Below are 12,718 nucleotides of genomic sequence, written 5' to 3'. Positions count from 1 at the left end.
CCTCTTCGAGGAAGGGGCAGCCCTGTTCAACATAAGGGCGCCCACCGCATGACGGAAAAACAAAGGGCGCCGGGGGTTCGTACATCAAGGATCTGAGGCAAAAAATCACATGACAGCATTATGGTTGATAGTGCTCTGCGGAGTGCTTTCCGTCGTCTACGCGATTTGGGCGACGTCTTCGGTGTTGAGTGCGGACGCGGGGTCACCGCGCATGCAGGAGATCGCGGGAGCTGTGCGTGAAGGCGCACAAGCGTATCTCCGGCGCCAGTACACCACGATCGGCATCGTCGGCATCGTCATCTTTGTGCTGCTTGCCTATTTGCTTGGGCTTTATGTCGCGATCGGTTTTGCCATCGGCGCGATCCTGTCGGGGGCGGCCGGCTTCATTGGCATGAACGTCTCGGTCCGCGCCAATGTGCGCACCGCCCAGGCCGCGACGACGTCGCTCGCCGGCGGCCTCGAGCTCGCCTTCAAGGCGGGCGCCATCACCGGCATGCTGGTGGCGGGTCTCGCGCTGCTCGGCGTGACCCTCTATTTCGGCTTCCTGGTCCACTCGCTGAAGCTCGCGCCCGACAGCCGCACCGTCATCGACGCCATGGTGGCGCTCGGCTTCGGTGCCTCGCTGATCTCGATCTTCGCCCGTCTCGGCGGCGGCATCTTCACCAAGGGTGCGGACGTCGGCGGCGATCTCGTCGGCAAGGTCGAGGCCGGCATCCCGGAGGATGATCCGCGCAACCCGGCCACCATCGCCGACAACGTCGGTGATAACGTGGGCGACTGCGCCGGCATGGCCGCTGACCTGTTCGAGACCTACGCGGTGACCGCGGTCGCGACCATGGTGCTCGCGGCGATCTTCTTCGCCAAGACGCCGATCCTCTCCAACATGATGACGCTGCCGCTCGCCATCGGCGGCATCTGCATCATCACCTCGATTATCGGCACCTTCTTCGTGAAGCTCGGGCCGAGCCAGTCGATCATGGGCGCGCTCTACAAGGGCCTGATCGCCACCGGCATCCTGTCGCTGATCGGCATTGCGGGCGTGATCTATTACCTGATCGGCTTCGGCAAGCTCGACGGCGTCGACTACACCGGCATGGCGCTGTTCGAATGCGGCATCGTCGGCCTCGTCGTCACCGCGCTGATCATCTGGATCACCGAGTACTATACCGGTACCGACTACCGTCCGGTGAGGTCGATCGCCCAGGCCTCGGTGACCGGTCACGGCACCAACGTGATCCAGGGCCTCGCCGTCTCGATGGAAGCGACCGCGCTGCCCGCGCTCGTCATCATCGCCGGCATCCTGGTCACCTATAGCCTCGCCGGCCTGTTCGGCATCGCGATCGCGACCGCCACCATGCTGGCGCTGGCCGGCATGGTCGTGGCGCTCGATGCGTTCGGCCCGGTGACGGACAACGCCGGCGGCATCGCCGAAATGGCAGGCCTGCCTAAGGAAGTGCGCAAGTCGACCGACGCGCTCGACGCGGTCGGCAACACCACCAAGGCGGTGACCAAAGGCTACGCGATCGGCTCCGCCGGTCTCGGCGCGCTGGTGCTGTTCGCAGCCTACAACCAGGACCTCAAGTTCTTCGTTGCGGACTCCGCGCACCATCCGTACTTCGCCGGCGTCAATCCGGACTTCTCGTTGAACAATCCGTACGTCGTGGTGGGCCTGCTGTTCGGCGGCCTGCTGCCGTACCTGTTCGGCGCGATGGGCATGACGGCCGTGGGACGTGCGGCGAGCGCGATCGTCGAGGAGGTGCGGCGCCAGTTCCGCGAGAAGCCGGGCATCATGCAGGGCACCGACAAGCCGGACTATGGCAAAGCGGTCGACCTGCTCACCCGCGCGGCGATCAAGGAGATGATCATTCCCTCGCTGCTTCCGGTGCTGTCACCGATCGTGGTCTACTTCCTGATCTACGCGATCGCGGGCGGTGGCGTGGCCGGCAAGTCGGCGGCGTTCTCGGCCGTCGGTGCCATGTTGCTCGGCGTGATCGTGACGGGCCTGTTCGTCGCGATCTCCATGACCTCGGGCGGCGGCGCCTGGGACAACGCCAAGAAGTACATCGAGGACGGTCATTTCGGCGGCAAGGGCTCTGATGCCCACAAGTCGGCCGTGACCGGCGACACCGTCGGCGATCCCTACAAGGACACGGCGGGCCCCGCGGTGAACCCGATGATCAAGATCACGAACATCGTGGCCTTGCTGCTGCTGGCGATCCTGGCGCACTGAGCCGCGCAAACGGCACAAGACAAAGCCCCGCGGCGCGAGCCGCGGGGTTTTGTTTGGTGATGCGAAGATCTCTCACCGCGTCATTGCGAGCGCAGCCTCAATCTCGCTGTCATCGCCCGCGCAGGCGGGCGATCCAGTATTCCAGAGGCCATAATGGGATACGGATAGGGTGCGGCGTACTGGATTCCCCGCCTTCGCGGGGAATGACAGCAGTGTGTTGGGCGTTGTCTGCCGACCTCGCTTGAGCGCGCCTTCTACTGCACGTCCGTCTGCAACCCTTCCTTCTGGATGATGCCGGCGAATTTCCTCGTCTCCGCGTCCACGAAGTCGGAGAATTGCTGCGGCGTGCTGTAGTCGGCGCGGGCGCCCATGGCGACGATCTGCTTTTTGATGTCGTCGCGCTCGAGCATCGCCTTGACCTGGGTCAATTACGCAATTACGAATTACGCGAATTACGGTGACAGTGCTGGACTGCACCCCTGAAGTGAGACACGATAATTGCGGTGACGGGTGACGGACCATCGCTTAGACCGCCGGCCTCGCAATCACGAAGTATCTGGTTCAGCATGAAATGAGGATCGCTCGTTTGTCGAATCCCAAAGGCCGAGACGTCCTGCGTCGCGGCGACGGGCTGGTGCACCTGCGAAAAACGCCAGCATGGCATCGTGCCACTGTTTTGCCCGATGCGTCGAATGGAATTCGCAAAATGCGAAATACAGACTGGCGCCGAACTGCAATTCCTGAGCGATTTCTGCGCGCTGGCCAATGGGGTCGTCCGTCGTTGTTTTGCGAAGACCGACCCTTGCCGCAGTTGCCGAGTTCCTTGCCCCCTTTTCCGCTGATTTGCTCGATGCTGCAATAGCTTGACCGATTGGGCATTGTGCCGTTCGGGCTCCGCGCTTCTACTGTGCATGGGGTTGTTTTTCACTTTTTGCCGGAGGGGAGCCGGCTTCGCCCAGCAGGGATTGCTTCGCTTCGCTCGCAATGACGGGAGCGAGAGCTACTGCACGTCCATCTGCAGGCCTTCCTTCTGGATGATGCCGGCGAACTTCTTTGTCTCGGCGTCCACGAAAGCGGCGAACTGCTGCGGCGTGCCGTAGTCGGCGCGGGCGCCCATGGCGGCGATCTGCTTTTTCATGTCGTCGCGCTCCAGCATCGCCTTGACCTGGAGATTGAGCGCTTCGAGCACGGGGGCGGCGACGCCTTTGGGCAGAAACACCGAGAACCATGACGACACGTCGAAGTCCGCCAGTGCCGGCGCGCTCTCGCGCATGGTCGGCAGGTTCGGTGCGAGATCACTCCGCTCTGTCGTGGTGACGCAGAGGCCGTTGAGCGTGCCGTTCTGCACCTGCGGCAGGCTCGGATAGAGATTGTCGAACAGGATCTGGATGTCGCCGGCCAGCGCGGCCTGAAGCGCAGGACCGGCACCGCGGAACGGGATGTGCGTCATCTTCAGCCCGGTGAGCTGGAGAAACCAGGCGCCGGTGAGGTGAGGGCTCTGGCCGACGCCGGAGGAGGCGTAGCTGAGCTTGTCCGGGTTGGCCTTGAGAAAAGCGATCAGCTCGGCGACCGACTTGATGCCGGTCTTCGGATGCGCCGACACGATGTTCGGGATCCGGATCATGTTGGAGACCGGCTGGAGCTGGTCCGGCTTGTAGCTGAGGTTCTTGAAGATGCTGTAGGCGATCGCGTTCGGACCGGGATTGCCGATCAGGATGGTGTGGCCGTCGGCCTTGGAGCGAACGACTTCGGCGGTCCCGATCGTGCCGCCGCCGCCTGAGCGATTCTCCACCACCGCGGTCTGGCCCCAGGCGGACTGGAGATGTGCTGCGAGCAGCCGACCCATCACGTCGGTCGAACCGCCCGCCGCGGCCGGCACGATAAGGCGGATGTTCTCGGTCGGCTTCCAATCGCCAAGGCTCGATCGCGGCAGGATGGCTGCGGCGGACAGCCCGGCGGCACCGGCGAGCACGCGACGACGGGACAGAATTTTGTTGGGCACGAATCCACTCCCTGCATTTTGTTTTGCAGAGAGCGTATGGAACCCGGCGGGCAACGGCAAGTCGCGCGCGCATGCGCTGCGGGAACGGCGGCACGACGCCGCAGGCCGAAATATCAGCTCACGATATCAGTTAAAGCTGAGCAGCTTGAACAGCGGCGCGAGGTAGCTCATCTCCTGACCCGAGGTCGGCGTGGTCCGGCTGATGGAGTCGAAGATCTTGCCGTCCTGGAGGCCGTAATTCGCAAGCCGGCGCACGCGCCGGTTCTTGTCGAAATAGACGGCGATGACGCGTTGGTCGACCACCTTCTGGTTCATGAAGGCGACCATGCGCTCCGAGCGCTGCGAGATGTAGTAGAACACTTCACCGTCCAGGGTCGCGACCGTGGAGGGCGTTCCCATCACAATCAGCACCTGGTCCTGGCTCGCGCCGATCGGAATCTGCTCGAGCGCGCCGGGCGGCAGGATGTAGCCCTTCTGGAATTGCTCGCCGGTGCATCCCGCAAGGGCGCCACCGACCAGAGCCACGGCCGCGAGCATGCGCAAGCCGCGCCAGCGTGCGTAAAGGCCGCGCCGCTTGTCTGCGCGCAGGCTGGTCTGGTTCGTTATCGTCATAGCGGAACTGATTCCGTCCCCTTGCGTCGCGCGAGGCGCTGAAGTACCGGGCGGAGGCTCTGAATGCAACTCGCGCGCGCCCGCTTGCGGAACCCACAATGCTTTGGCCGTTCAATCACTTCAGGAAACCCCGGCTAGCCCCGGCCGGCACCATTGAGACCATCTATGGCATGATCGTGACGCAGGCGCGAGAACCCATATTTTACCGGGACTTGGGCGTGCCGGATACGGTTAATGGCCGTTTCGACCTGTTGCTTCTGCACCTCTGGCTGTTGCTGAGACGGCTGCGGGCCGCCACCCAGGGCGGGGCGGAGCTGTCGCAGGCCGTGTTCGACCGCTTCTGCGAGGACATGGACGACAATCTGCGCGAGATGGGTGTAGGCGACCAGACCGTCCCGAAGCGGATGCGGGCCTTCGGCGAGGCCTTTTACGGCCGTGTTCAGGCTTATGATCAGGCGATCGAGACGAGTTCTGAAGCGCTGGCGCAGGCCATCAGCAAGAATATCTTGAACGGGACCGGGATGGACCAGGCGCAGCGGCTGGCCGCGTACGCAGTCGCCGCGGATGCGAAGCTCAGCCAGGCAGGCGATCCCGCGCTGTTGCTCGGATCTTTCAAATTTCCCGCACCGCTCCGGGAGGATGAGACGTCATGAACCGACCGATGACCGGACCCGACCCCTGGCGCGCACCTGTAATCGTGGCGCAGATTCCCGATACCGGGCTGCACCGTGAGCTCGAAGCCTCGGCGGCTGAGCGCCAGGCCATGGCTGATCTCGCGGGCGTGCGCGACATCCTGTCGGCCCATGCCGACTTCGATGTCGTGCCGAAGAGTGGCGGCCGGATCCATGTCACGGGCCATGTCCGTGCCCGGGTCGGCCAGACCTGTGTGGTCACGCTCGATCCGATCGAGAGCGAGATCGACGAAGATGTCGACCTGACCTTTGCGCCCGAGGCCGAGGCGCGGCGGCTGGAGGACCTGATTGAGGAAGGGCAGGACGAGGCGGAGCCGGCGCAGATTGCCGATGCGCCGGAGGCCATCGTCAACGGAATCATCGACCTCGGGCGGATCGCGACCGATGCGCTGTTCCTGGCGATCGATCCCTATCCCCGCAAACCGGGGGTCGTGTTCGAGGCTGAGGTCACCGCGCCCGACCCGGAGGACCATCCGTTCGCGGCGCTGAAGGCGCTCCAGGACAACAAGCAGGGCAAGAAGAAAGGTAAATAGCTGGGCATTCCCCGTAAGACCGCTGTGCTACGGGGTGTGAGGTGTTTGCGGGGCTGGTTTGAAAGGCTGGTCCACCTCTTTGATTTTTAAGCTATTTTTGTGAATTCGAACGTCCGCCGGCGGATCGCCCCTTAATCCAAAAGGCTGGGGGCAAGAGGTTGTTTCGGGATAACAAAACGCTATTGTCCGCCCCGGTCCGGGCGCGGCGTCGCGCTTGGCCGGTCGCCATGTCCATGGCGAACCCATTTCGCGGCCCGCTGATTGACGACCGCGCCAGACCAGGTTTCCGGGATTTTGATGCCAAGCAAGGTTCGTATCGCGCTTGACGCCATGGGCGGCGACGTCGGCGCCCCTGTCGCCATTCCAGGCGCGGCCATCTCGCTCGGCAGGCATCCCGAGACCGAATTTCTGTTGGTCGGGGATCGCGCCAGGATCGAGCCCGAGCTCGACCTCCACCCCAAGCTCAAGGCCGCTTCCCGGATCATCCACACGGACGTCGCCGTCAGCATGGAGGATAAGCCGAGCCAGGCGCTGCGGCGCGGCCGCAAGACCTCCTCGATGTGGCTGGCCATCGATGCCGTCAAGAAAGGCGAGGCGCATGTCGCGATCTCCGCCGGCAACACGGGCGCCTTGATGGCGATGTCGCGCTTCCACCTGCGTACACTGCCGGGAATCGACCGCCCGGCCATCACCGGGATATGGCCGACCAGGCGTGGCGAGTCCGCCGTGCTCGACCTGGGCGCCACCATCGGCGGCGACGCGCACCATCTGGTGTCGCTCGCGGTCATGGGGGCTGCGATGGCAAGCGTGCTCTTCAACAAGGAGCGCCCCACGGTCGGGCTGCTGAACATCGGGGCCGAAGAGATCAAGGGCCACGAGGAGATTCGCGAAGCCAGTGAAATCCTGCGCACGAGGAACCTGCCGGAACTCGACTATATAGGCTTCGTCGAGGGCGACGGCATCGGCAAGGGGCTGGCCGACGTGATCGTCACGGAAGGTTTCAGCGGCAACATTGCGTTGAAAGCCGCAGAGGGAACCGCACGCCAGATGGCGGACTTGCTTCGCAACGAGATTCAGCGGAGCTGGCTGTCCAGGCTCGGTTACCTCTTTGCCCGCAAGGCCTTCCAGGCCCTGCGCGACAAGATGGACCCGAACAAGTCGAACGGGGGCGTGCTGCTCGGGCTGAACGGGCTGGTGGTCAAGAGCCATGGCGGAATTAATGCCGAGGGCTTTGCCTATGCGATCGATGTTGGTTATGAGATGGCCAAATTCGATCTTCTGAACAAGATCAAGCAGATGCTCAACCGCGATGGGGGTGCGCTCGCTTCAGTGCCAACCGCGCCGGAGGATGTTTCGTGACCAAAATTCGTTCGGTCGTGCTGGGCTGCGGCTCCTACCTGCCGGAGCAGGTGGTGACCAATGCCCAATTGGCGGCGCGCATCGACACGTCTGACGAGTGGATCGTGCAGCGGACCGGCATTCGCGAGCGGCACATTGCGGCCGATGGCGAGTTCACCTCGCATCTTGCGCTCAAGGCGGCGCAGGCCGCCCTCGCTGACGCCGGCGTGGATGCGCAGTCGATCGAGCTGATCGTGCTGGCGACCTCGACGCCGGACAATACGTTCCCTGCGACCGCGGTCGCCGTGCAGCACGGGCTCGGCATCAACCATGGTGCGGCCTTCGACCTCCAGGCAGTGTGCTCGGGCTTCGTGTTCGCGCTTGCGACCGCCGATAATTTCCTGCGCACCGGCGCCTACAAGCGCGCGCTGGTGATCGGCGCCGAGACCTTCTCGCGCATCCTCGACTGGAACGATCGCGGCACCTGCGTGCTGTTCGGCGACGGCGCCGGCGCGGTCGTGCTGGAGGCGCAGGAGCAGCCGGGCAACGCCGCGACCGACCGCGGCCTGGTGACCACGCATCTGCGCTCCGACGGCCGCCACAAGGCAAAACTCTTCGTCGACGGCGGTCCGTCCTCGACCCAGACGGTCGGCCATCTGCGCATGGAGGGCCGCGAGGTCTTCAAGCATGCGGTCGGCATGATCACCGACGTGATCGTCGACGCCTTCGAGGCAACAGGGCTCAATGCGGACAGCATCGACTGGTTCGTGCCGCACCAGGCCAACAAGCGAATCATCGACGCATCCGCCCACAAGCTCCATATCGCGCCGGAGAAGGTGGTGCTGACGGTGGACCGTCACGGCAACACCTCGGCCGCCTCGATTCCCCTGGCGCTGTCGGTGGCCCGCAAGGACGGCCGCATCAAGCGCGGCGACATGGTTCTGCTGGAGGCGATGGGCGGCGGCTTTACCTGGGCCTCCGCACTCGTGCGCTGGTAGAGCCACATTCGATAAAATTTGCCGGAATCAGCACCGATTATCGATGCGTCTGCATTGATGAGCGCTGTTGACCGCCGTATCGTAACCTCATAATTTCAGACAACAATTGTTCGCCGTGATGTGGGGCAGGGCGATGACCGATCAAAGTAAAACCGTAACGCGTGTCGATCTCTGTGAAGCCGTCTACCAGAAGGTAGGGCTGTCGCGGACGGAATCCTCCGCCTTCGTGGAACTCGTGCTGAAGGAGATCACCGACTGCCTCGAGAAGGGTGAGACGGTGAAATTGTCCTCGTTCGGGTCCTTCATGGTCCGCAAGAAGGGCCAGCGCATTGGCCGCAACCCGAAGACCGGCACCGAGGTGCCGATCTCGCCGCGCCGGGTGATGGTGTTCAAGCCGTCGGCGATTCTGAAACAGCGGATCAACGCCCAGCACCGCACCAATGGCGATGCCAGCAAGGCTCAACCCGAGGCGTAAGTCGCCTCGCGCGAAGGATTTGGCATTTGGACAAGGCGCCGGATGCGTTCCGAACCATCAGCGAAGTAGCGCAGGAACTCGACATTCCGCAGCACGTGCTGCGGTTCTGGGAAACGCGATTCTCCCAGATCAAGCCGATGAAGCGCAGCGGCGGCCGCCGCTATTACCGCCCCGACGATGTCGACCTGCTCAAGGGCATCCGCCGTCTGCTTTACGGGGAGGGCTACACCATCCGCGGGGTGCAGCGGATCCTGAAGGAGCACGGCATCAAATCGGTGCAAGGCGTGGCCGACAGCTCGGCCGCGGTCTCGTTCGGGGCGATCGAGGACGCCATCGGCGCAAGCCTGATGGAGCCCGACGACGAGGCACCGATCAAGGGCGTCACGGATGCCGACGAGGACGACTACCAGGGCGACGAGGAGGAAGGCATCGACTTCCGTTTCACGGAGGTCGACGACGAGGATATCCTGACCACCTTCCGCAAAGGCGGCACCGCCGCCGCGCCCACCGGCCCCAGTGCCGTCGACCGGGAGCGGTTGGGACGGGCGCTCGCCGACCTGGTCGCCTGCCGGGAAATGCTGGATCAGGCGTTGAAGGACGGGTAAGGCGCTTTTCGCGCGCTTTACGGGCAGTTCCGGGGCCTCGGGGCGGGGATGCCAAAATGGTGTGACCTTGCCTTGCGCAAAGCGGCGATCCTAGCTAATGGAACGACGTTCGGAGCGTGGCGCAGCCCGGTTAGCGCACTAGTCTGGGAGACTAGGGGTCGGAGGTTCAAATCCTCTCGCTCCGACCAACAAAATCAAAGACTTAGCCGGAAGTCGACAAGTTGGCTATAAAATTTGTAGCCATCTTGTAGCCAGCCCTCCAAAAAGAACGCGTACCCTCGCGGATGGGGCGTGTCTCGGCGGCGCGGGTCGGTCCGGCTGTCGGATATTGAGCCGCGCTTCGTATGCAAAGCTTGCGGCCCGCGCGGTGCTATCCTGCATGGCGGCACCGCGCCAACGATCATGAGTCTTCTGCCAAGCTCGAATCGCGATAGGGCATGGCTCATGACGCCGACCGCCCCTTCGCTGATCCAGAAGTTGCCGCGCGCAAGCTGCTTGAATTCGCCCGCGGCATCGAGCCAATCCATGACGGACGCATCTACATTGAGCAGATCAACTATCCAACGCTGTTCAAGCTGAAGGCTTCGCCGGCTGAATACAAGGCTGGAGCTCGCCATTGCGCGCGGCTGGATCGAGCTAAGCTACACGTACACGAAAGCGGGACGTTTGTGAGACTCCTCCAGGGGGCGCGCGACCAGCAATGAAGAAGCGACTGCACAATAACGGCGTCTTCGTCTGCGAGTTCGAGTCGACTGGCGATAACATGAAAGACATCGCCCTCGTTGACAAGCTGCTTGAGGAAAGAGGGCTGAAGCCTCCCCCTGCCACCTTGGAGCGCTCTATTTTCAATCAAGCCAATTCCTTTGCGGGGGCATCGGCCGACATCTTCGAAAAGCATCTATTAAATCAACCACCCAACGGCGCTGCAGTGAGCCCGTTCGTCGTCAACATTGCCTTCGCCATTGAGCTATCCCTCAAGACTCTTTCTATCCAGCACGGGAAACAACTCCGTGGGCATGAGATCAAGAGGCTCTTCAAAAAGTTCCCCGCTCCCGCAAAGAATGAGGTCGAGCATCATCTCCGCCGCCTGAGCACTACCAGCCAATGGGCAGCCGGAACTAAGACGATAGAAGATATCCGGGTCGTCATCGACGAGATCGACACTGCTTTTGAGGATTGGCGGTATCTTCACGAGGACACAACAAAGCCCCTTACGGTCACCTTCAGACCCACAATATTCTTGAGCGAGGTGTTGCACGCGGCATGCGCTGAAAATCTGCTGAAGAATGTGACCGAGCCGAACCGCGGTTCTTAAGATAGGATCGATGGCACAGCGAGGCTGGAGAAGAAAACTCCCGTTCAGTCTGCGGCCTGATCGGGCCACCGCGCCACGCGATCATCCCGCGGCCCTCGCCGGACGGTTACGCCGAGCGTGCCCTGCGCGGCTTTGCACTTGGGCGCAAATCCTGGCTGTTCGCCGGCTCAGACCGCGGCGCTGACCGCGCTGCCGTCATGGCCACGCTGATCATGACCGCCTAACTCAACAACATCGATCCACAGGCCTGCTGGCTCGCCGATGTGCTCGCCCGCATCAACGACCATGCCGTCCACAGGCTAGATGAGCTTCTGCCTTGGAACTGGCGAAAGCCCACGCCATGCTGTGCCGAAGCGGCGTGAGCAAAGAGGACACATGAGATCGAGCGGTCTTTCCGCAACGGAAAAATCGGCGGTGACGGCCGCCTGCCAGCACCTGATCGACGACTTCCTGAAGCCCCGCTTCCTGCCCACCATCCGGCCAACGCAGTTCAACTATCCCGTCGACATACTCGGCAAGTGGCATGGCACCAAGTATCGCTTCATTCAACGCTACCGCTCCGGCTTCCCCGAGAATCTGGGCGAAGAGTTTGATGCGCCCTTCGCCCGCATCGACTGGATCAGCCGCAATCGCTTCGACCTCCAGTGGCATCGCCACACCGGAGAATGGTTCTGCTTACATCGCGGCCTTACCCTCGCCGAAGCGATTGACATTCTAAGATCCGACGGATTGTTCCACCTCTTTTGAACACCGCAGGTTCAGCCATCCCGCGGTGCTCGCCGGATGGATACGATCTTCGCGTGGAAAGGAAAGGGCAGGTGACGATGATCCAGGCAGATCAGATTGGGACCTGACGAGCGCCTGACGCGAAACCGCTAAAGACTTTTACTCTCGATGACAAAGGATCCCGCTAGTGTGCTGACCTTTTAGATAGGTCGTGAAAAATCCGGGTCGAACGTAACGTTGCCGTTGGTCAAGCGTCCATCCAGGTTTAGGATGGCCCCTTACAACTCCATGATTGCAGAAGCAGGCTGCTCCGTGAGGGGTGTGACGAGAACAAGGCTCCGAAGCCACCATTTGCGCGCGGACTATGCCGCCAGCAATCAAGGCTAGTAGGAAGAAGATCACTTTCATCATTCGCCCCCGTGATCAAAATGTAAAATTCCCCGCGCAATCTAAGCGCGAGGGATGATCGCGGGCAATGGGAATTGGCGGGCGGCCCTAGCCGTGCCCAGCTCAATCTCTCGGGCTAACTCGCCAAGCATCCATTCCGCCGTCTTTTCGGCCGTCTTGCCTTCCGATAGTGGGGGTGCTCAAGGCAGACAAGCTGCCCGTCAAAATACCACTCCGATGTGAGCCCGGATATTGGGCCGACCGTTCCCTCTCGATCGTCCCTCATGCGGCTTCCTTCAGAAATTCGTGCGGTCCGAGCACGCCTTCGTCACGACACCACGATTCTACCTCATTAAGTTCTCCGCTCATGACGATGAAGTTTCGATCTACCATACCGTAGGACGCCCGAAGGTTGCTCGCCTCCTTCAGATTTAGCTGGCAGATGCGTAGCTGAAAGTTGGTCGCACGCTCGAAACGGCGGCGGGCCGCTCAGACCGGCTTGAATGGGTCGATTGGCAACTATTTTCTCCTTGTCAGTAGTTGAAAATGATCTCCCCCTGAAAAATCAGCCGGCGGGTGATGCACCGCCGGCTGAGTGACTGACAGAGGAGACACGAACGGGCCGTAAGGCCGTGCGCTAAATTGCGCTATAGTCAGGACGATTCGCCGGCATTAGATGACACATCGAAATTGTTGATTTGTCTGAATAATCTTGTTCAGGGGGTGTCAACAGATTTGCCCGAATGCAAATAGCTTTGGTCTGGGAGACTAGGGGCCGGAGGTTCAAATCCTCTCGCTCCGAGCA

The 12,718-nt window shown here is 62.2% G+C and carries 12 protein-coding genes, 1 tRNA gene and 2 pseudogenes; 12 read left to right on the top strand and 3 right to left on the bottom strand.

The window, feature by feature from the left end; translation table 11 throughout:
• The first annotated feature begins 109 nt into the window (after positions 1 to 109).
• Positions 110 to 2,230: a sodium-translocating pyrophosphatase gene (locus YUA_RS0106585; RefSeq protein WP_027529964.1), complete on the top strand. Its 2,121-nt coding sequence runs from the start codon at positions 110 to 112 to the stop codon at positions 2,228 to 2,230.
• A gap of 254 nt (positions 2,231 to 2,484) precedes the next feature.
• On the opposite strand, the pseudogene YUA_RS49825 reads toward YUA_RS0106585, so the two are convergent.
• The 3 genes and pseudogenes from YUA_RS49825 to YUA_RS0106570 form a co-directional block, all read right to left on the bottom strand.
• Positions 2,485 to 2,652: pseudogene (locus YUA_RS49825) on the bottom strand (tripartite tricarboxylate transporter substrate binding protein); the annotation flags it as partial.
• Positions 2,653 to 3,230: 578 nt separating this feature from the next.
• The gene (locus YUA_RS0106575; RefSeq protein ID WP_027529963.1) at positions 3,231 to 4,232 is read right to left on the bottom strand and encodes a tripartite tricarboxylate transporter substrate binding protein; all 1,002 of its coding nucleotides are present in this window, start codon (positions 4,230 to 4,232) and stop codon (positions 3,231 to 3,233) included.
• A 126-nt stretch (positions 4,233 to 4,358) separates the two neighbouring features.
• Positions 4,359 to 4,844, bottom strand: coding sequence for an outer membrane protein assembly factor BamE (locus tag YUA_RS0106570; RefSeq protein ID WP_027529962.1), 486 nt, complete (start codon positions 4,842 to 4,844; stop codon positions 4,359 to 4,361).
• A gap of 98 nt (positions 4,845 to 4,942) precedes the next feature.
• Between YUA_RS0106570 and YUA_RS0106565 the strand changes: the two genes are divergently transcribed.
• From YUA_RS0106565 to YUA_RS0106515, 11 genes and pseudogenes are all read left to right on the top strand, one after another.
• Positions 4,943 to 5,497 carry a ubiquinol-cytochrome C chaperone family protein gene (locus tag YUA_RS0106565; protein ID WP_027529961.1) on the top strand — a complete coding sequence of 185 codons (555 nt, stop codon included), beginning with the start codon at positions 4,943 to 4,945 and terminating at the stop codon, positions 5,495 to 5,497.
• Positions 5,494 to 6,069, top strand: a complete 576-nt coding sequence (locus YUA_RS0106560) for a DUF177 domain-containing protein (RefSeq protein ID WP_027529960.1) — start codon at positions 5,494 to 5,496, stop codon at positions 6,067 to 6,069. The genes YUA_RS0106565 and YUA_RS0106560 overlap by 4 nt, the downstream gene beginning before the upstream one ends.
• A gap of 297 nt (positions 6,070 to 6,366) precedes the next feature.
• Positions 6,367 to 7,428, top strand: coding sequence for a phosphate acyltransferase PlsX (gene plsX, locus YUA_RS0106555; RefSeq protein ID WP_027529959.1), 1,062 nt, complete (start codon positions 6,367 to 6,369; stop codon positions 7,426 to 7,428).
• On the top strand, positions 7,425 to 8,405 hold the full coding sequence (locus YUA_RS0106550; RefSeq protein WP_027529958.1) for a beta-ketoacyl-ACP synthase III: 981 nt from the start codon (positions 7,425 to 7,427) through the stop codon (positions 8,403 to 8,405). Before plsX ends, YUA_RS0106550 begins: the two co-directional genes overlap by 4 nt.
• A 133-nt stretch (positions 8,406 to 8,538) precedes the next feature.
• Positions 8,539 to 8,880 (top strand): integration host factor subunit alpha, encoded by a 342-nt coding sequence (locus YUA_RS0106545; RefSeq protein WP_018456841.1) that lies wholly within the window; start codon positions 8,539 to 8,541, stop codon positions 8,878 to 8,880.
• A 26-nt stretch (positions 8,881 to 8,906) separates the two neighbouring features.
• A complete protein-coding gene (locus YUA_RS0106540) occupies positions 8,907 to 9,485 on the top strand; it encodes a MerR family transcriptional regulator (protein WP_027529957.1) in 579 nt (192 codons plus the stop codon).
• A gap of 110 nt (positions 9,486 to 9,595) precedes the next feature.
• Positions 9,596 to 9,673: transfer RNA gene (locus YUA_RS0106535), tRNA-Pro, on the top strand.
• Positions 9,674 to 9,922: 249 nt separating this feature from the next.
• Positions 9,923 to 10,189, top strand: coding sequence for a hypothetical protein (locus YUA_RS0106530; protein WP_027529956.1), 267 nt, complete (start codon positions 9,923 to 9,925; stop codon positions 10,187 to 10,189).
• Positions 10,186 to 10,800 (top strand): hypothetical protein, encoded by a 615-nt coding sequence (locus YUA_RS0106525; protein ID WP_027529955.1) that lies wholly within the window; start codon positions 10,186 to 10,188, stop codon positions 10,798 to 10,800. The genes YUA_RS0106530 and YUA_RS0106525 overlap by 4 nt, the downstream gene beginning before the upstream one ends.
• Before the next feature lie 110 nt (positions 10,801 to 10,910).
• A pseudogene (locus YUA_RS47890) lies at positions 10,911 to 11,162 on the top strand (transposase domain-containing protein); the annotation flags it as partial.
• Positions 11,163 to 11,175: 13 nt separating this feature from the next.
• The gene (locus tag YUA_RS0106515; RefSeq protein ID WP_027529954.1) at positions 11,176 to 11,547 is read left to right on the top strand and encodes a hypothetical protein; all 372 of its coding nucleotides are present in this window, start codon (positions 11,176 to 11,178) and stop codon (positions 11,545 to 11,547) included.
• Positions 11,548 to 12,718: the final 1,171 nt, after the last annotated feature.

The sequence above is a fragment of the Bradyrhizobium sp. WSM3983 genome, from assembly GCF_000473045.1.
Classification (GTDB): domain Bacteria; phylum Pseudomonadota; class Alphaproteobacteria; order Rhizobiales; family Xanthobacteraceae; genus Bradyrhizobium.
This window is presented reverse-complemented; position numbering and strand designations above follow the sequence as displayed.

Coding starts and splice junctions, on each gene's coding strand:
- YUA_RS0106585 (WP_027529964.1), top strand. CDS start 110: ATGACAGCATTATGGTTGATAGTGCTCTGCGGAGTGCTTTCCGTCGTC.
- YUA_RS0106570 (WP_027529962.1), bottom strand. CDS start 4,844: ATGACGATAACGAACCAGACCAGCCTGCGCGCAGACAAGCGGCGCGGC.
- YUA_RS0106565 (WP_027529961.1), top strand. CDS start 4,943: ATGCTTTGGCCGTTCAATCACTTCAGGAAACCCCGGCTAGCCCCGGCC.
- YUA_RS0106560 (WP_027529960.1), top strand. CDS start 5,494: ATGAACCGACCGATGACCGGACCCGACCCCTGGCGCGCACCTGTAATC.
- plsX (WP_027529959.1), top strand. CDS start 6,367: ATGCCAAGCAAGGTTCGTATCGCGCTTGACGCCATGGGCGGCGACGTC.
- YUA_RS0106545 (WP_018456841.1), top strand. CDS start 8,539: ATGACCGATCAAAGTAAAACCGTAACGCGTGTCGATCTCTGTGAAGCC.
- YUA_RS0106530 (WP_027529956.1), top strand. CDS start 9,923: ATGGCTCATGACGCCGACCGCCCCTTCGCTGATCCAGAAGTTGCCGCG.
- YUA_RS0106525 (WP_027529955.1), top strand. CDS start 10,186: ATGAAGAAGCGACTGCACAATAACGGCGTCTTCGTCTGCGAGTTCGAG.
- YUA_RS0106515 (WP_027529954.1), top strand. CDS start 11,176: ATGAGATCGAGCGGTCTTTCCGCAACGGAAAAATCGGCGGTGACGGCC.